Below are 17,571 nucleotides of genomic sequence, written 5' to 3' on the forward strand. Positions count from 1 at the left end.
TTTCGTCTAGTAATTAGGTTTATCGAATGAGAACTACATGGTATTGGGTTTTTTGCTAAGAGTTTAGATTTAAAAATTACCCATATGAAATATTTATTACCGTTAAACTATTGGTTGTATTACCGACCCTCAGGAATACTCTGTCTCCTACTCGTGCTTTCAATAATTTTTTTGCCAACGGAGAGATCCAACTTATTTTTCCTGCTTTAATATCTGCTTCATCCAAGCCTACGATTTTGACGGACTGATGCTCACCATTTTCATTGAGATACTGAACGGTAGCTCCAAAAAATACCTGAGTAAGACCAACTTGAAGTTTAGGATCGACGACTTCAGCGGTTTCCAATCGTTTCATTAAATAGCGAATACGTCTGTCAATTTCACGCAAACGTTTTTTTCCATAAATATAATCCCCATTTTCCGAGCGATCTCCATTACTCGCTGCCCAGTTGACTACCTTTACAACTTCAGGTCGTTCATTACTGACTAAATCACGCAATTCTGTTTGCAGCATCGCAAACCCCGTAGGAGTCATATAATTTTTTATATCGGGTAACTCTAAGTCTGGACGCTCTGGCTCAATATAGTCATCCTCTTCCTTCGTAAAAGCCTTACTCACCACAAACTCCTAAAGACTATTTGTAACAGGTTATTTAAATTATACCACACCTTATAAAGCGCAGATTTCATGTCATTAACTTACACTTGCTAGAGTTGAAGTTATCCTAATGGAATTGCGGAAAGCTGCTCGGCCAATAAGGATGATACTGAACTATGAAATAGGTGGAGCGTTGAACATGAAAAGAGATCGTCAGTAATTACGCAATGCTTAATAGATTCATTGAAATTTGCAGAAACAAAAGGCTACACAATTGAATTCTGTGTTGGTAGTCTCCAATATAATCAAAATGAGCATCTAACATTAGATGGTATGCTTGCTTTTACTAATTCCCAAATGTATGGTAATAAAATCATTACGTCGAATTTTATGCGGGTGTAGTTCAATGGTAGAACTTCAGCTTCCCAAGCTGATAGCGTGGGTTCGATTCCCATCACCCGCTCAAACTACCTCGGCGAAATTCAAAGCTATTTTTGTGCTTATTGTGACGCTTAGAGGTTCCCGAATTTGTTAATTTTATTAGCCAAGTTATTAAAAATAGAGTATTATTCTTCGTTTACTTCAAATGGAACCATTTTAGTACTATATTAATAGTGATTAAATAAGACTTATTTAGTACTAGATTATTTGATGTGGGGGTGTTATGCTGCGCATCAGCAAATTGGCTGATTATGGAACAGTTGTAATGGTGTATCTCGCCAAGCATGCACAGACGTTGTGTAATGCGCGCGATATAGCGCTACATACCCACCTTAGGGTGCCAACAGTCAGCAAAATATTAAAATGTTTAACCGCGGCTAGATTACTTACGTCAGTTCGTGGAGTGACTGGGGGCTATCGTTTACAACGACCTGCGGCTGAGATTTCTGTCGCTCAGATTATTTATGCCCTGGATGAACAGCGAGGATTAACTGAGTGTAGTTTGCAACCAAACGAATGCTCTTTACAAGGAGTTTGTCATATTCAAGGAAATTGGCGGCTAATAAGTCAGGCTATTGAAACTGCACTCGATAGTGTGAGTTTGGAAATGCTGGCTAAACCAACACTCCCAGCGGTTGAAATAGATCGAATCAAGCAGTTGGCAAGTGGAGTTACGCATGGCTAAAAGCAGTGAACAAATTAATTCCCTATTGGAAAGGGAGTATCAACACGGATTTGTAACCGATATTGAAGTTGATACCTTTGAGCCTGGTTTAAATGAGGACATCATCCGCCGTTTGTCAGCGATAAAGGGTGAGCCTGAGTTTTTATTAGAATGGCGCTTAAAAGCGTTTGAATATTGGAAAACCATGCCTCATCCAGAGTGGTCAAGTGTTCATTATCCACCAATCGATTATCAAGCGATTTCCTATTATTCAGCGCCAAAAAGTAAAAAGGATGCACCAAAGAGTCTTGATGAGGTTGATCCTGAATTATTAAAAACTTATGAAAAATTGGGAATTCCTTTAAAAGAACAAGAAATGTTGGCCGGTGTGGCTGTCGATGCTGTGTTTGATAGTGTGTCTGTAGCGACGACATTCAAGGCTAAATTGGCTGAAGTGGGGGTTATTTTCTGTCCTTTCTCTGAAGCAGTTCACAAATATCCGGATTTGCTTCGTCAATACTTAGGGTCAGTTGTGCCTTATCGCGATAATTTTTATGCGGCACTTAATTCAGCAGTATTTAGTGACGGCTCTTTCGTCTACATACCGAAAGGTGTCCGTTGTCCGATGGAATTATCGACTTATTTTCGGATTAATGCAGCATCCACTGGACAATTTGAGCGTACACTTATCGTTGCAGACAGTGACAGCTATGTTTCCTATCTTGAGGGTTGTACTGCACCCATGCGTGATGAAAATCAGTTGCATGCGGCTGTTGTTGAGCTAGTCGCTTTGGATGGTGCGCAAATTAAATATTCAACAGTGCAAAATTGGTACCCTGGGGATAAAGAGGGCAAAGGGGGTATTTATAATTTTGTCACGAAACGCGGTGCCTGTCGCGGTAAGCGTTCCAAGATTTCCTGGACTCAAATAGAAACAGGCTCGGCTATTACCTGGAAATACCCAAGTGTCATCCTGCAAGGAGATGATTCTGTGGGTGAGTTTTACTCTGTGGCGTTGACGAATAATCTTCAACAAGCGGATACAGGAACAAAGATGATCCATCTGGGCAAAAATACACGTTCAACGATTATCTCTAAGGGGATTAGTGCTGGTCGTGCCCATAATGCTTATCGTGGGTTAGTTCGTATTGCACCGACAGCAACCAATGCGCGTAATTATACACAATGTGATTCGATGCTGATGGGAAGTGAATGCTCAGCGCATACTTTTCCCTATATTGAAGTGAAGAACCCAACAGCACAAGTAGAGCATGAAGCAACAACCTCAAAAATCAGTGAAGAACAGCTATTCTATTGTCAGCAACGCGGAATAGAAATGGAGGATGCTGTATCAATGATTGTCAATGGTTTTTGTAAACAAGTTTTAAAAGAGTTACCTATGGAATTCGCGGTGGAAGCCACCAAATTACTAGGTATCAGTTTGGAAGGGGCAGTAGGTTAATGTTAACAATTGAACAATTAAATGTCGCAATTAATGCGCAACCCATTTTAAAGGGTATTAATCTCAACGTGAAACCAGGTGAAGTTCACGCCATCATGGGGCCTAATGGTTCTGGCAAAAGTACTTTATCAAAAGTGTTGGCCGGTCATCCCTCCTATGAAGTAACCAGTGGAAAAATAGACTACCTTAATCAGGATTTATTGCCTTTGGCACCGGAAGAGCGTGCTCAAGCAGGTATTTTTATGTCATTCCAATATCCTGTTGAAATTCCAGGGGTGACCAATATTAATTTTCTTAAAGCATCGGTCAATGCAGTACGTAAAGGCCAAGGGAAAAAGCCGTTGGATGCTATTGAATTTTTAAGTTTTATCCGTGAGAAATGTCAACTATTAGACATGGATGAAAGTTTCTTATATCGCAGCATTAATGAAGGTTTTTCTGGGGGTGAGAAAAAACGTAATGAAATTTTGCAGATGCTCGCTTTAGAGCCTAAATTGGCTATTCTTGATGAGACTGATTCGGGTTTGGATATTGATGCCCTACGCATCATTTCCCAAGGTGTGAATGCAATGCGTTCCCCTGAGCGGGCGATCATTTTGGTAACCCATTATCAACGGCTTTTAAATTATATTGAACCTGATTTTATCCACGTATTAGCAAACGGTCGTATTATCAAATCAGGTGACAAGTCATTGGCCCTTGAGCTTGAAGAAAGAGGGTATAGTTGGCTTGAGGAGATGGAACAAGCATGAGCGAAGTTCTTGATTTTTATCAAAAGCAGGCCAAAGAAGGATTGTCTTCAATTCCCTGGGTAGCTGAGCTACAGGAAAAAGGCTTGCGAGAATTGACTTACTACGGTTTTCCAACTCGACACAATGAAGATTGGAAATATACAGTGGTAGATGCTTTGTTGCAGCAACAATTTTTAAGCCCGCAAGCGACTCAAACTGAAGCAAGTATAATTTCAGATATCCCTGGTAAACATCAGATTCTCATTCAAAACGGACAAATTTCAGGAATCAATGAACTGGGTAAACAGCTTCCTTCTACAGTTTTGATACAGCCCTTATTTCAAGCATTAGCGCAACATGAAGATAAAATTAAGCCCTATTTCAATCAACTGCTAAAGCAAGAGCATGGTTTTCATGCATTAAACACCGCAATGTTGCATACGGGTGTTGTGATTTATGTTCCAGCGGGTCTTATAATTGAAGAGCCCATTGTGCTTTCGCACTGGCAGGATAAAGAACAAGCTGTCCATAGTCGTCATTTGATTATTGTGGGGGAAGGCAGTGACGTAACTGTAGTTGAAAATTACCATGGAGCTGAACAATCCAGTTATTTTACCAATACAATTACAGAAATATGGACTGCCAAAGATGCTAAATTAACGCACTATAAAATTCAGCGTGAGAGTAAAGCGGCTTATCATATAGGACACATTTTTGTGCAACAGGAAGAAAATAGCCAATTTAATAGTCACTCTTTAAGTTTGGGGGGGAAATTGGTTCGTAGTGACATCTCCCTCTATTTAAATAAAGAGAGAGCACAATGTTTAATGAATGGTATTTATGCGCCAACAGAGGGTCAACATATTGATCATCATACGACGGTGCATCATTTAGTGCCCAATTGCCATAGTGAGCAAGATTATAAAGGAATTTTAGCCGGACGTTCTCGAGCAGTGTTTAATGGCAAAGTTGTTGTGGCAAAAAATGCCCAGCATACAGAAGCAAAGCAACAGAATAAAAATTTGCTGTTATCGGCACAAGCTGAAATAGATACCAAGCCCCAGTTAGAAATTTTTGCTGATGATGTAATTTGTACCCATGGTGCAACAGTAGGGCAGCTCGACGAAGACGCTTTATTTTATTTAGCAACTCGAGGAATTAATAAGCACGAAGCGAGTAGTTATTTAATCCATGCTTTTGCTGCAGATAATTTACGTTTAGTGCCTCATCGTGAGCTTGCCGAATGGATGGGAACATTATTAACGCAGCAGTTAGGTGATAGCTATGAGTAGCGCGACAGCATTAATTGAAACATTGGATATTGACGCAATTCGAAAAAATTTTCCTGTCCTGAATCAGACAGTGAATGAATATCCATTAACCTATTTAGACAATGCAGCAACAACGCAAAAGCCGCAGGCGGTAATTGATGCGATTGCTCATTACTATGCGCATGATAATGCGAATGTGCATCGTGGCGTTCATGCATTAAGTGTTCGAGCAACGCAACAATTTGAGGCCGTTCGGAATAAAGTTCAGCGATTTATTAATGCCAAATCAGCGCGTGAATGTATCTTTGTTCGTGGCACAACAGAAGGGATTAATCTGGTTGCCCAAAGCCTTGTTGCTCCACGTATATTGCCCGGTGAAGAAATTTTAATTACGCATATGGAACATCATTCCAACATTGTTCCCTGGCAAATGGTGTGTAAGAAAACTGGAGCACGTCTTGAAGTAGCCCCAATTTCATTTGATGGGGATATTTTGCTAGATGAGTTTGAGCGAAAATTAAGCGAGAACACCAAATTTGTGGCCATTAATTATGTTTCCAATGCGCTTGGAACGATTAATCCTGTTAAAAAAATGATTGAAATGGCGCATGCTTATGGAGCGCTTGTTCTACTCGATGGTGCCCAGGCAACAGCACATTTGCCTGTCGATGTACAGGATTTGGACTGTGATTTTTATGCTTTTTCTGGGCATAAAATGTATGGTCCTACGGGTATTGGCGTCCTATGGGGAAAAGAAAAAATCTTAGATGACATGGTACCCTATCAAGGTGGTGGGGAAATGATTAACTATGTCACTTTAGAGGCCACAGACTATGCTCAATTGCCTCATAAGTTCGAAGCAGGTACTCCCAATATTGCGGGCACAATTGGTTTAGGAGCCGCAATAGATTATCTGTGGTCTTTAGATATGGAGGCTATCGCTGCTTATGAAGCGCATTTATTGGACTATGCCACACTGGCAGTTCAGTCTGTAAAAGGGTTTAACATTGTAGGCACAGCAAAACATAAAGTGCCTATTATTTCTTTTGTTCATGGCAAAATTCATGCGCATGATATTGGTACAATCTTAGATTCGTTAGGCATTGCGACTCGCAGTGGGCATCACTGTACAATGCCATTAATGGATTTTCTAGGTCTTGCAGCAACAAGCCGCATTTCTTTATCGTTCTATAATACGAAGGAAGAAATTGATCGCTGTGTAAAAGCGCTGCATAAAGTGAAAGAGGTATTTGCATGACAATGGAACTGCGAGAGCTTTATCAAGAAATTATTATTGATCATAATCGCAATCCGCGTAATCACCATGTGATGCAGAATGCGAGTGCTCAGGCACAAGGTTTCAATCCTTTATGTGGTGATAAGCTCACAGTCTATTTGAAGTTAGAAAAAAATGTCATTATTGATGTCAGTTTTGTCGGTTCGGGATGTGCTATTTCACAAGCTTCTGCCTCTTTAATGACCGAAGCGCTACTCGGAAAAACAATGACCGAAGCGCATGAGTTGTTTCAGCGTTTTCATTCAATGATTACATCAAATGATGAGCAGACGGTTTCATTGGATAAATTGACAGTACTTGCTGGCGTTAAAGCGTATCCAGCTCGTGTTAAATGCGCCACACTCGCCTGGCATACCCTGGAAGCCGCACTCAATAAAAGTAAGGACCCTGTCAGTACGGAGTGAGGTCATGTTTGGATTTAGAAAAAAACAGGATAATGAAGCATTGAAAGAAGCAGTTATCGTTGCCCTAAAAACCGTTTTTGATCCTGAAATACCAGTCAATATTTACGACTTGGGATTAATTTACGATGTTGCCATTAATGACGAGCAGCATGTGCATATTCAAATGACCTTGACTACTCCAGGTTGCCCTGTGGCTCAAACGTTTCCAGGTACTGTCGAGCAAGCAGTGAATCAAGTAGAGGGTGTTAATGATTGTACGGTAGAGTTGGTTTGGGATCCGCCCTGGACTCAGGAGCGTATGACTGAAGCTGCTCGATTGGAGCTTGGAATTTTTTATTAGTCATGAAAGAAAATCGTTGGCAACCTTCTGCATCCTTTGATGTTTTACGTTTACGTGCTCAATTACTTTCGCAAATTCGCAGATTTTTTCTTGAGCGTAATTATCTCGAAGTCGAAACCCCTATAATGGCACGTTTTGGTGTTACAGACGTATACTTGTCGAATATCCGAGCAACTTTTCGGGGTGAATCCTATTGCTTACAAACTTCGCCCGAGTATCACATGAAAAGGTTACTTGCGGCTGGTAGTGGACCCATTTTTCAGCTCGCACGTGTTTTTCGCGATGATGAATTAGGACGTTGGCATAATCCTGAATTCACTATGTTAGAATGGTATCAATTAAATATTAATCATCATCAGTTAATGGATGAGGTTGATGCCTTGTTGCAGTTAATTTTGCAATCCCGACCAATGATAAGAAAAACATATCAACAAAGTTTTCTCGAAATTTGTGGGTTTGATCCTTTCGAAATTACTATTCCAAAGCTCAAAATTTTTTTAAAGCAACACGCACTCGATAATGTACTACCAGCTGATGAAGATGATCTTGATCAATATTTATTTCTAATTATGAGTCACATTGTTGAACCTGCTCTTGGAGAGGAAGAAGTTCCTGTAGCAATCTATAATTTCCCTTCCTCCCAAGCTGCCTTAGCGAAAGTGCATGAGGGTACTGCAGAGCGATTTGAAGTCTATTTTAAAGGGGTAGAGCTTGCGAATGGGTTTCATGAATTAACAGATGCTTTAGCACAAGCCAACCGCTTTGATCAGGATTTAACTGTACGCCAACGGATGGGATTGATGCTTCCAAAGCCCGATGAATATTTATTACAAGCGTTATCTCATGGACTACCATCCTGTAGCGGAGTGGCTCTTGGGGTTGATAGACTGTTGGCTTTGGCACTTTCTCAAACAACGATCGCAAATGTTTTAACCTTCGATTTTTCAAGAGCTTAAGCTCCTGTCACCTCAATATATTTGTTTAAAAATATATCTATTAATATTTTCTTAATAATAAATGTATAAAATAATTACAAAATTCTTAATTGCATGTATTAACAAACGTATAGGTGATTTAATGAAGTTTTCAGGAAAATTTGAAAATCAGTATAATGAATTCTGGAATAATGTGGTTGTCTTGGCTTATAAACAGATCAAAGCTTATGCGAAAATATCAGCAAAACCAAGTTTCTTTAGTGGTCATAATTACACAGTTGATCTTAACCATTGGGTTAATAAATATTGCGATGGTGCATTGTCATTGTTGAACAATCTGTCTCGACAACTCCCCTTATTTGATGATAAAGACAATGCCGCTTTGTATCTTGAGCAAACAAAAGCTGCTGTTGTTGGTGATTTAACCAAATTTAAAACCTTTTTACACAAGCAATCTATTGCAGTTGCAAGAATAGAGCAAACCCTATCTATAGTTAATCCTGTTGTGGTATCCGATACTGAAATGAATGAAGTCGGTGCTGAATTCACTGAAGAGGTGACGCCCCAGGAGACTATACCTTCAACATTCGTAACTATTGAGAAAGACTGGAACGAATTCATGAAGGGAGTAGAAGAAAAGTATCCTTCTTTACTGGATATGCTTATGACTCCTCCCACCAACACTTCAAGCTCTCAAACTAGTTTTGATGATTCAATGACATTCGGTTTCAATTAAGATAAAAATGCATGAAGACAATTGCTCTTCATGCATTACTTTTTGAGTTCTTTTTCCAAAGCCAATCGAAGCTCAGGAAAGCGAAATTGATAGCCTTCAGCTAACAAATTTTTAGGTAAAACGCGCTGCCCGTGTAGAAGGAGGCTGTCTCCCATCTCTCCAAATAGAATGTGAATAACAAAAGCAGGTGTTCTAAACAATAAGGGACGATGCATAACGTTTGCTAATGTTTTTGCAAACTCCGCCTGGCTGACCGGGTTAGGGGAGGTAATATTAAACGAACCAGTAAGCTCTGGGTGCTCTAATAGAAACTTAAAAGCCCCGATAACATCTTCGACATGGACCCAGGAAATAATTTGTTGACCATTACCAATGATGCTGCCCAGACCTAACTTAAAACTGGGGATTAACCGCTTTAACATGCCTTCTTCTTTTTTTAACACTACTCCAAAACGAGTAGTGGTTACTTTCATACCGTGATCAAGTGCTGGTTGTAAAGCTTGCTGCCATTTAATACCAATTTCCTGCAGAAAATCGGCGGGTTTTGAAAAATCAATGGTAGTGTTTTCGTCAAATGCTCTAAGATCACCATTTTGTTGTAAACCATACAGACCTACTGCATTAGCACAATAAAAATGGGGTTTAATGTTGTGAGATACGGCCCAATTAATAAGTATGGCAGTGGTATCCACCCGAGAGCTTATCAATAACTGCTTCACTTTATCAGTCCAACGCGAGGCTGCAATGTTATGACCACTTAAATTGATGATGGCGTTGTAATTAGTCGCGTCCAATGTTGGCAGCATATCCCAGGTTGTCTGAGTGACATTCGCACCAAAATGCTGTTCCATTTTGCGTTTCGAGCGTCCTAAAACAGTAATCTCATGATGGGGGAGTAGAGCATTAACCAGTTCTGTACCTATAAATCCTGAAGCGCCTGCAATCAAAATTTTCATGAGAGTAGTCCTTGCGATTTTAGACTTAATTTCACAGCGTCAGCCAATGGCGTTAAATGAAGTGAAGATTGAAGCTTAGTTTTTAAAGACTGAATTGACAAGCGTTTTGAAGCACTAAGAAACTCTTTTTTCATGGGACTTGCCCTTTCCCAAGCTTGCTCGAAGGTTTCAAGAGAAGGGGGCGCAAGCTCTAATAGTTGCGCCACTAACTGTTGTAATACTCCAAAAGTAGTGGGATTGCCATCAGCAATATTATAAATACCAGACGATTTTATTTGGGTAAGTGCGACACTAATTTCTGCTAAATTCTCAACATAAATGTGATTGGTGTAAGGGGATACTTGAGGATTGATGATAGGTATTTGCTCTCTGGCTGCTTGTAGTGGTAATCGATGTGGCCCGTAAATTCCAGCGATACGTAATAAAGTTAAAGGAATATGGTGCTTTTGGCAGAAAGTTACCCACTGATTTTCAGCATCTAATCGACGCTGTTGTCGTTTACTGGTTATATGGCACACTGATAATTCATCCACCCAGGCTCCCTGGTGATCGCCATAGACACCACTTGAACCAAAATAAATGACTTGTGAGGCTTGCAAATGACTGTGCGTTAAAAATTTCTGCAAACCTAAATCGTGGTCATTATCCCCAGCTGGTGGAATTAAATAATAAATTATTGTATCGGCATCTTCCCATATGAACGGCGTTGCAATATCGTGGCTTATATGCGCTAATCCTTCTAATGCATACGCACTATCTAAATGACGAGAAATAGCGGTGACCGATTGTTGTTGATTTAATAGATGTCGAGCTAAATAGTAACCACAATAGCCATAACCAAGAATCAAATGTTTCATACTTAACTTACCTTAAATCGACACAGGTTTTGATAATCACATTGTTGACAAATACTCGGACTGCTTGGCTGAGGCTTGCAGTGCCCTTGAATAAATTCATGCGCTAACTCATTTAACTGATCATGCCAATACTGGCGAAGCTCAGTCCAAGTTTGTCCTTTTTTTAATGAACTTATACCAGGAGTTGTCAGGTCCTCTTCACTCAATCCTTTAGGGGTTAAATGACCCGCTTTTAACTGGGTAAAAAGTAAAGTATTAATGGCATCATCTAACAATGCATAAAGCAGTAATTGAGGCTCTTTAGGGCGTTCTTCGTTCCAGGGTAAACTTTGAGGCAAGCTTGTTTTATAGTCTATCACCCATTTTTGACCATTTTCGGTGATATCCAATCTATCAACGCGAACTCTAAATGTCATATCTGCTAAATTAATTTTAAATTCTTGTTCAAGCGCTTCGATTTCAAACGCGGGACGTTGACGCTCCCAATCCAAACTGGCTTGCACTAATTGTTTAAGTCGCTCTAATTCTACTTCCTGGATGATAGGTGAAAATGAATACTTCCGCTGCTGAATAATTGGTTCTAGAGCGGTATTTATCGCTGATTCAATGTATTGATTTAATGCATTTTCTTCCAGTTGTAAAAGATTCTTCTGACTTTTTAAGGTTGCCCATAACAACTCCAGAACTTTGTGAATCAATTGTCCTCTCTCTTTGGCATCGGGACCATCGGAGGTTTCTAATCCATTTCGCACATGCAAACGATGGGCAGCAAAAGCGCGAAAAGGACATTTGGCCTGATTGGCTAAAATGGCGGTGCCTCCTGAAATTTTCTCTGGACCAATAAAGGGCAGCGAATACTCTTCAACAACCGTTTCAAGTGCTGAAGTTAAGGAAACGACGTCCAATCTGATTGGTTGATAGTCAGTCAAATCACTAACTAAAGGGCTGACCATATTGGGTTTATCCTCAACTAATCGAGGGTAACTAAAAACGCTAAATGAGCTTGCATTTTTTAAGCGGCTTATTGTCTTTTCAGCCAAATAGAGTTCGCGAGCCGGATCTGCGTGGGGCATCAGGCCATCCCGTTGTAAGCTTAGTGGTATGAAAGCAGAGAGTTTAACGGATTGTGGTAAACATTGATCAGTTAAACCTGTAACCCACAAACTATCAAAAGCACAGCCAGATGCTTCTAGCAACCCAAGAATTTGTACCGGAGTAGCCATTTTTTGTGGTTGAAAAATGGTGGAGTCAGCCAATTGTTTGAAAGCAGCCAATGCATCCCCTCTATTAAGACTAGGGGTAATCAATGCTAATTGTTTGTATTCATCAAATAATAGCAGTAAGCGCTGATAGCATTGATAGTTCGCGGAATTTAGAGTTGCTTCACCAGGAAAACCAAGATTTTTAAGTCGTTGATGAAATAATGTAATCCAGGTTTGAACACTAGCTTCCTCTGGGTAGCTAACAATGCTTTGGAGGAGTTTGGCCAGCTTTGGTGCTTTGGTTGTTAATTCACCGACAAATGCGGCCTGCGAAAAGTTTAGCTCACGTAAACAGAAACTATTTTCCATCACGTATGCTCGAGCAAGTAATTCACTCTGGGAAGATGCCAGATAGGGCGAACTTAATAGCAAACGGGCCTGATGAATATTGAGGGTTTGACCGTCTAAGCTAAGCCAAGATAAGGCATGTGCAACCATAGGAAGGTCGGCCAGAGGTTTACCTAGAGAGATATTAAATTCTTCTGAAGAAAGATGATGCTGTAATTTTCGCTGTAAGAAGGACGATTTTTTTTCCAAATCGGGTATCACAACCCCAATACGTGTATTCCCCTGTGCAAGACGTTCTTTTATCCAGTGAAAAAGTTGCGTGTACTCGTCCTCTTCATTTTGAGCCCCGTATTGATAGATATTGGCAGTTTTTTCCTCTAAATCAAAATAGTCTGACTGAGCATTTTGGGCAGCCAGGTAGTGCTGCAATTGTTTCTGCTGAGGAGTGAAGTCATCAAAACAGGCCCATATTATTTGCGTTGCATTAAAATTAGCGTTCTGTGAGGTTAAATAGACAGCAAGCTGAGATTCTGTTATCGCATGACGATGTTGTAATTCATGAGTGAATTGGAGCGCCCAATGCTGAAATTGGCGAGTTTGATGGGTATACCCAAATGCAGGATGATGAATATCTTGTAACCAGAGGTTACAACGTACCCAAGCTTCTTCTACCGCATTCATTAAACCTCGACTAACCGTGGCCTCAGTGGTTGATAATACCTGGTGCCACAGATGACGTGTTTGATGTGGTGTTAATAAAAGGGGATGGGTGGCTTGTGACTGTTCATGACACAATTGCTGAAATGCATTTATTAAAAAAGCACCATAGGGAAGACAGTGTGGTTTTTTATGAATTTGCTGAGGGAATGCTTTTGCAAAATCAGTCAATAGTTCACTACTTAAGCGATTATTCGGTGTAATAACATAGGCGCCCTGCTTCATTGACGCCAAAAGTTGTTCTTTTCTATTCATGAGGAAGGTCATTATCTTTTTTCAGCGGCTTTTTACTGGCAGTTAAGAGTCCTGGCCAAAATCGTTTATTAAAATACAGTGAAATAAGCCCTGTTAAAGGAATAAACCATATACCCAATGTGAGGAAAAGAGTCGCAAGAATCACGCCGTAAAATACCAGGTGATCTTGCCAGTACTGCAAGCGATCGAGTAGCGGTGAACCTGTGTAATAAAAATGAATAAAGATAGCTAAGCTTAAACAAAAAAGAATGAAGCTAGCGGCTAAAATACCAATTAAAAAACTTCGTAACCAGCTCCCATCACGCGCTAAACTTTTACCAAATAAACTACCGGTTAAAATCCCAATTACGATTGCCAAAATGACCGATGGCCACGTAGGGATGAGAGCACTATCTTTTAGAGGAACTAAAGTATATTTGGTGAACAAGACTATTAATAGGGAATAAATTGCAAAAAAAATAGCTCCAGTGAACCTGGGATTCAAGGACACATCATTTTTTTCAAGGGCCATAATGTCTATCACTCAATATTGACGTTGTCGTCTTAAATATTTTGAGTGTAGTATGTCGTAAACTAAATGCCCACGCAAATACATTGCTGCAAATCCTGCCGCGATTGCTAACCAAAGGCCTGCAATTATAAAGCTGTAAAAAAGGGTAAATAGATAACTAAGCAACTGTTGCGATAAGGTATCTGTTAAAGCCCAACGAGCATATTCTTCTGACAAAAATAGAAAGCCTAAAACATAGAACGGGAGTGCTGCAAGTACCATTAAAAAACCAAATAGGAATGCTTTGCGTCGATAAGGTTTCTTACTATGGATAATACGTTTTCCAAAAAGAGCTCCAAAACAACCTGCCACGACTACTGCCAAGAGAACAGCTTTAAAAAGTGGTAAGAATTGTTCAACGCCCATAAAATAAAGAAAACTATCGATAATACAAGTAGCTATAACAGCTAATAAAGCAAAATATACTGCGGCAAGCAACCGTGGATTGGAAATGCTAAGGGCCGTGTCTTCATGACTCATCATAGTGGCCTCCAAAACCTGGTATTGATTGGGATATTACGCAAATGCGAAATAAGTTCTCTTAATAATATTAGCTCATTTTAGGTTCTTTTTGATTGATATTTATGCTAAAGTAAATCCCCTTTGAGTTTTATTCTTCGACTCGATTTATTACAATAACGAACACTAAGTCCCTTTTTTTGAAATAATGGCTGATTTTTATAATGAAAATGACATAATTTGCGGTCCTCCTAGCCGCTCGGGCCATATTGTTTTTAAAAAAGCCAAGGTTAAGTCCAGCAGCAAAAAAATTGTTTACAAATTAAACAAACATGATCTTCCCATCCTATCGCTATACGAGGTGGCTCTAACTAGTTTAATCAGCCTTTTTTTACGATCTAATCTGACCCCCAGACAAAAAATAGTGAAGAACGAAGCCGGTAAAGTTGTTGGTTTGGCTTCTGAGCATTTTTGTTATGCAATAGAAAGACGCGAAACTTTGACACCTAGGTTTTACTCCCTTGCCCGAAGGAAAGACCACTATATAATTGACCCTCAAAAGCGAGAAAAGGCAGAAGATATCCCTCTTTATTTTCTAAATGAATTTCCGAGTGGTTTTTTTGCTGACTTATACAAAGCATCTTTAGCTGGCGAACTAAACTTTGATATGGCCTCCTTGGCCAGCGTTTTATGCAGTGCCTATACGCTGGAAGAAGATGATTTACATAAGGGCAATTTTGGATTTTACATTGTTGAGCAGGGAGAGAAGCCGAAGGTAGTTTTCTTTAAGATTGATAATGATCTGCTGCTGTCTGATAGTTTAATGTCTCATCATGAGGCTCGAATTGTGCATTGGAGACATGGAGAAAATGCTTTTAAAATTACCGCCAGGGATTTACGTGAATTTCCGAAGCTGATGGACTCTAAAAATCATTATTGGCCAACGAGTTTGCGTTATTTTGTAAATCATAGTGATCCAAAGGTTTATAATAATTATTCTGAAATAGAGGCATTTATTGCCCTTGGAAAATCGCCTGAGTTTCAACAAGCTAAATGGCGTGAGTGGTATAAGCACATTCTTTTACATTCAGCAATGATTAAGGTGTATTTATCAAATTCTTTGGACATAACTGATCCCCATGAGCGAGCGCAACTTTCTTTAATTAATCAGGCAACCATAGCACGTTTGTCGCAATTAAAAGCCGTTCTTTTTTCCTTACCTGAATTTCGTAATTATGTTGCTAAAGTGAATAATGAAGAATTAAGTGCTGAGATCTTTCGCGAGGTGACTGAGTTAAATGATGAAAGTTATAGAATACAATTGAATGAGCAATTGGAACATTTAAAAGAAATGTGCACTTTGGAGAATGGATTTAAAAAAGGAGATACCCCTCTACATGTTGCTATTCGTCTTGGAGATTATCGCTATCATGAGACTTGGGGTTATTTTAAAGAGTTTGCAAACCAGGCTAATGATGCTAAGGAAAAACCTCTGGATGTAGCTGTAAAATTAGCGCAAGAAAAACTAGCAGAAGATCCTGATAAAACGATTGAAGATCCCAGAAAAAACCCCTTATTTATCATGAAGCATCTCGTCAGTGAAGGGGTTAATAAGACACGCAGTTTTAACCTGTTTCATACTGAGCATAGAGATTTAAAAGTAATCTCCTATAGTCTTCAATCACCTTATTTGGATAAGGCAAGAGACGCAAAAAACGCAGACGGCTTAATCGCCATACTGCGTGATTTAGGTGAGGATATACGTTTTAGTTTAAAAATGAAAAAGGAAATTTCAGTGTATTGCTTAAAATTCTTTCTAAAAAATAAAGAACCTAATCAGGAGTTGGTGCGTACATTGAATAAACTGCAGCAAGCTCTAAATGGCGGTAATGGCAGGGAGCCACGTCCAGAATTGCAATTTATTAGACAATTACGAAGTTCTCTTTGGATAGTACGGGTTATTCGTGGTTTGTTAGGTGGGACAAGCACTCAGGTCGAATTAAATAGTGTAATTGACAATGCCAGAAAGAAACTTCCTTCATCGAGCTTTGCTTCTTATTTCCCATGTTTTTTTGTGCGACAAGAACCAAATCCTTCTGTAAACGTCAGTAATACCCTTGTTTTACATTGAGTATTATTGCGGCAACCTCTTTGATCTTTTGGTCTTTAAAGATATATTGCAGACATGAGTTTGCTTCTTTGGACATAAAGTGAGAACTTTTTTAAATCTGATTGAACGCTTACGCTTCCTATTTCTCTTTTTTGTTTTGATATTTTTTTGTATTACCAAAGCGTTGGATGCACAGTATGATATATGGCGATTAGGGGATGTCATTCTTTCCGTCCTTATTATCTACAGCTTGGTTATTATTGGTGATAGAGCAAGAGCACTATTGCGAATTTTAATCATACTTGCTGTTTGTGAAGCTGTGTTTTTGTCACTAAGTCTATTGTTTGCTTATCCTTTAATAGGAGTAATAAAAGCGTTTTTTACAATGCTTTATTTTGCGCTGATGGCAGCCGTCTGTTTACGGTATACCTTTGCTGATAAAACGATTGACGTCACAACTTTGTTTGGCTCTCTTTCGGCCTATTTATTTATAGGACTTGCTTATGCCTATCTTTATTTGTGCATTGGGCTTACAGATTACAATGCATTCTCAGGCTTAAGCTCCAGTTTTTATGATACTGATCTGATTTATTTTTCATTTATCACATTAACTACCGTTGGTTATGGTGATGTAGTCCCTAAAACCCCTATTACACAAACACTTTCCTGGATGGAATCATTTGCAGGGCAAGCCTATCTCACGATTATCATGGCGCAATTGGTTGGGCGTTATATGACAGAAAAATTGCGAATAAAGGATACAGACGAATGAGCGTTAATCAGTCCAAAAGAGAAAAGTGTATTATTGATGCAATTGTTAATAAACAAGAAAAGGCATCTATTGTTTTTGAGGATGAATATTTTATTGCTTTTTTAGATCATCGACCCTTATTTCCTGGGCATACTTTATTAGCGCCCAAGGAACATATTCAAACGTTTTATGATTTGCCCCCGTCATTGACAACGAAATTTTCTCAGTTAATCCAGGTGATAGGTAAAGCAGTTGAGCACGGAATGGAAGCAGAAGGAAGTTTCATTGCCATGAACAATAAGATTAGTCAGAGTATTCCTCATTTACACGCGCATATTGTTCCCAGGAACAAAGGAGATGGTTTAAAAGGATTTTTTTGGCCTCGGATGAAATATCAAAATGAACAACATTTGATAGAGACACAGGAAAAAATAAAACAACATTTAAACGCGCAGATTTAAAGATTAAGATTAGTTTAGATAGCCTC

General features: G+C 39.3%; 18 protein-coding genes and 1 tRNA gene. 13 read left to right on the top strand and 6 right to left on the bottom strand.

All coding sequences use genetic code 11. The features are described from left to right. Window positions 1–76: 76 nt before the first annotated feature. On the bottom strand, window positions 77–619 hold the full coding sequence (gene greB / locus LHA_RS04105) for a transcription elongation factor GreB (protein ID WP_045105406.1): 543 nt from the start codon (window positions 617–619) through the stop codon (window positions 77–79). 371 nt (window positions 620–990) lie between these two features. Here greB and LHA_RS04110 point away from each other — a divergent pair. The 10 genes from LHA_RS04110 to LHA_RS04155 all read left to right on the top strand — a co-directional run bounded on the left by LHA_RS04110 (window position 991) and on the right by LHA_RS04155 (window position 8,879). Continuing rightward, window positions 991–1,061: transfer RNA gene (locus tag LHA_RS04110), tRNA-Gly, on the top strand. A 201-nt stretch (window positions 1,062–1,262) separates the two neighbouring features. Next, window positions 1,263–1,724, top strand: a complete 462-nt coding sequence (locus LHA_RS04115) for an SUF system Fe-S cluster assembly regulator (RefSeq protein ID WP_045105407.1) — start codon at window positions 1,263–1,265, stop codon at window positions 1,722–1,724. After that, window positions 1,717–3,165, top strand: coding sequence for a Fe-S cluster assembly protein SufB (sufB, locus tag LHA_RS04120; RefSeq protein ID WP_045105408.1), 1,449 nt, complete (start codon window positions 1,717–1,719; stop codon window positions 3,163–3,165). The genes LHA_RS04115 and sufB overlap by 8 nt, the downstream gene beginning before the upstream one ends. Next, entirely contained in the window at window positions 3,165–3,917 is a 753-nt protein-coding gene (gene sufC, locus LHA_RS04125) for a Fe-S cluster assembly ATPase SufC (RefSeq protein WP_045105409.1), read from the top strand. The genes sufB and sufC overlap by 1 nt, the downstream gene beginning before the upstream one ends. After that, window positions 3,914–5,188 carry a Fe-S cluster assembly protein SufD gene (sufD, locus tag LHA_RS04130; RefSeq protein ID WP_045105410.1) on the top strand — a complete coding sequence of 425 codons (1,275 nt, stop codon included), beginning with the start codon at window positions 3,914–3,916 and terminating at the stop codon, window positions 5,186–5,188. The genes sufC and sufD overlap by 4 nt, the downstream gene beginning before the upstream one ends. Beyond that, a complete protein-coding gene (locus LHA_RS04135; RefSeq protein WP_102046630.1) occupies window positions 5,181–6,425 on the top strand; it encodes a cysteine desulfurase in 1,245 nt (414 codons plus the stop codon). The genes sufD and LHA_RS04135 overlap by 8 nt, the downstream gene beginning before the upstream one ends. Continuing rightward, a complete protein-coding gene (sufU, locus tag LHA_RS04140) occupies window positions 6,422–6,868 on the top strand; it encodes a Fe-S cluster assembly sulfur transfer protein SufU (protein WP_045105411.1) in 447 nt (148 codons plus the stop codon). The genes LHA_RS04135 and sufU overlap by 4 nt, the downstream gene beginning before the upstream one ends. A 4-nt stretch (window positions 6,869–6,872) precedes the next feature. Then, on the top strand, window positions 6,873–7,208 hold the full coding sequence (locus tag LHA_RS04145) for an SUF system Fe-S cluster assembly protein (RefSeq protein WP_045105412.1): 336 nt from the start codon (window positions 6,873–6,875) through the stop codon (window positions 7,206–7,208). Window positions 7,209–7,210: 2 nt separating this feature from the next. Then, on the top strand, window positions 7,211–8,164 hold the full coding sequence (gene epmA, locus LHA_RS04150; RefSeq protein WP_045105413.1) for an elongation factor P--(R)-beta-lysine ligase: 954 nt from the start codon (window positions 7,211–7,213) through the stop codon (window positions 8,162–8,164). Between the two features lie 61 nt (window positions 8,165–8,225). Beyond that, window positions 8,226–8,879, top strand: a complete 654-nt coding sequence (locus tag LHA_RS04155) for a hypothetical protein (RefSeq protein WP_231861971.1) — start codon at window positions 8,226–8,228, stop codon at window positions 8,877–8,879. Window positions 8,880–8,914: 35 nt separating this feature from the next. On the opposite strand, the gene LHA_RS04160 is transcribed toward LHA_RS04155, so the two are convergent. The 5 genes from LHA_RS04160 to LHA_RS04180 are packed head-to-tail and all read right to left on the bottom strand — an operon-like array spanning window position 8,915 to window position 14,247. After that, the gene (locus LHA_RS04160; RefSeq protein WP_045105415.1) at window positions 8,915–9,835 is read right to left on the bottom strand and encodes a TIGR01777 family oxidoreductase; all 921 of its coding nucleotides are present in this window, start codon (window positions 9,833–9,835) and stop codon (window positions 8,915–8,917) included. Next, window positions 9,832–10,692: an SDR family oxidoreductase gene (locus tag LHA_RS04165; protein WP_045105416.1), complete on the bottom strand. Its 861-nt coding sequence runs from the start codon at window positions 10,690–10,692 to the stop codon at window positions 9,832–9,834. The genes LHA_RS04160 and LHA_RS04165 overlap by 4 nt, the downstream gene beginning before the upstream one ends. 2 nt (window positions 10,693–10,694) lie before the next feature. Then, complete coding sequence (locus LHA_RS04170; protein ID WP_065238343.1) at window positions 10,695–13,214, bottom strand: PD-(D/E)XK nuclease family protein; 2,520 nt, start codon at window positions 13,212–13,214, stop codon at window positions 10,695–10,697. Continuing rightward, the gene (locus LHA_RS04175) at window positions 13,207–13,725 is read right to left on the bottom strand and encodes a hypothetical protein (protein ID WP_045105418.1); all 519 of its coding nucleotides are present in this window, start codon (window positions 13,723–13,725) and stop codon (window positions 13,207–13,209) included. Before LHA_RS04175 ends, LHA_RS04170 begins: the two co-directional genes overlap by 8 nt. 12 nt (window positions 13,726–13,737) lie before the next feature. Further along, the gene (locus LHA_RS04180) at window positions 13,738–14,247 is read right to left on the bottom strand and encodes a hypothetical protein (RefSeq protein ID WP_231861972.1); all 510 of its coding nucleotides are present in this window, start codon (window positions 14,245–14,247) and stop codon (window positions 13,738–13,740) included. Window positions 14,248–14,431: 184 nt separating this feature from the next. Here LHA_RS04180 and ankK point away from each other — a divergent pair, with 184 nt between their 5' ends. From ankK to LHA_RS04195, 3 genes are all read left to right on the top strand, one after another. Further along, entirely contained in the window at window positions 14,432–16,354 is a 1,923-nt protein-coding gene (ankK, locus tag LHA_RS04185; RefSeq protein ID WP_045105419.1) for a Dot/Icm T4SS effector AnkK/LegA5, read from the top strand. A 79-nt stretch (window positions 16,355–16,433) separates the two neighbouring features. Then, entirely contained in the window at window positions 16,434–17,105 is a 672-nt protein-coding gene (locus LHA_RS15945; RefSeq protein ID WP_052673582.1) for a potassium channel family protein, read from the top strand. Beyond that, window positions 17,102–17,545, top strand: coding sequence for an HIT family protein (locus LHA_RS04195; RefSeq protein WP_045105420.1), 444 nt, complete (start codon window positions 17,102–17,104; stop codon window positions 17,543–17,545). Before LHA_RS15945 ends, LHA_RS04195 begins: the two co-directional genes overlap by 4 nt. Window positions 17,546–17,571 lie beyond the last annotated feature (26 nt).

This window comes from Legionella hackeliae (genome assembly GCF_000953655.1).
Lineage (GTDB): Bacteria > Pseudomonadota > Gammaproteobacteria > Legionellales > Legionellaceae > Tatlockia > Tatlockia hackeliae.

Excerpts from the sequence above, each read along its gene's own strand:
- ankK (WP_045105419.1), top strand. The coding sequence starts at position 14,432 with ATGGCTGATTTTTATAATGAAAATGACATAATTTGCGGTCCTCCTAGC.
- LHA_RS04115 (WP_045105407.1), top strand. The coding sequence starts at position 1,263 with ATGCTGCGCATCAGCAAATTGGCTGATTATGGAACAGTTGTAATGGTG.
- LHA_RS04145 (WP_045105412.1), top strand. The coding sequence starts at position 6,873 with ATGTTTGGATTTAGAAAAAAACAGGATAATGAAGCATTGAAAGAAGCA.
- epmA (WP_045105413.1), top strand. The coding sequence starts at position 7,211 with ATGAAAGAAAATCGTTGGCAACCTTCTGCATCCTTTGATGTTTTACGT.
- LHA_RS04170 (WP_065238343.1), bottom strand. The coding sequence starts at position 13,214 with ATGAATAGAAAAGAACAACTTTTGGCGTCAATGAAGCAGGGCGCCTAT.
- LHA_RS04180 (WP_231861972.1), bottom strand. The coding sequence starts at position 14,247 with ATGATGAGTCATGAAGACACGGCCCTTAGCATTTCCAATCCACGGTTG.
- sufB (WP_045105408.1), top strand. The coding sequence starts at position 1,717 with ATGGCTAAAAGCAGTGAACAAATTAATTCCCTATTGGAAAGGGAGTAT.
- sufU (WP_045105411.1), top strand. The coding sequence starts at position 6,422 with ATGACAATGGAACTGCGAGAGCTTTATCAAGAAATTATTATTGATCAT.
- LHA_RS04175 (WP_045105418.1), bottom strand. The coding sequence starts at position 13,725 with ATGGCCCTTGAAAAAAATGATGTGTCCTTGAATCCCAGGTTCACTGGA.
- LHA_RS04155 (WP_231861971.1), top strand. The coding sequence starts at position 8,226 with ATGTATAAAATAATTACAAAATTCTTAATTGCATGTATTAACAAACGT.
- sufD (WP_045105410.1), top strand. The coding sequence starts at position 3,914 with ATGAGCGAAGTTCTTGATTTTTATCAAAAGCAGGCCAAAGAAGGATTG.
- LHA_RS04135 (WP_102046630.1), top strand. The coding sequence starts at position 5,181 with ATGAGTAGCGCGACAGCATTAATTGAAACATTGGATATTGACGCAATT.
- LHA_RS04160 (WP_045105415.1), bottom strand. The coding sequence starts at position 9,835 with ATGAAAATTTTGATTGCAGGCGCTTCAGGATTTATAGGTACAGAACTG.
- sufC (WP_045105409.1), top strand. The coding sequence starts at position 3,165 with ATGTTAACAATTGAACAATTAAATGTCGCAATTAATGCGCAACCCATT.
- LHA_RS04195 (WP_045105420.1), top strand. The coding sequence starts at position 17,102 with ATGAGCGTTAATCAGTCCAAAAGAGAAAAGTGTATTATTGATGCAATT.
- LHA_RS04165 (WP_045105416.1), bottom strand. The coding sequence starts at position 10,692 with ATGAAACATTTGATTCTTGGTTATGGCTATTGTGGTTACTATTTAGCT.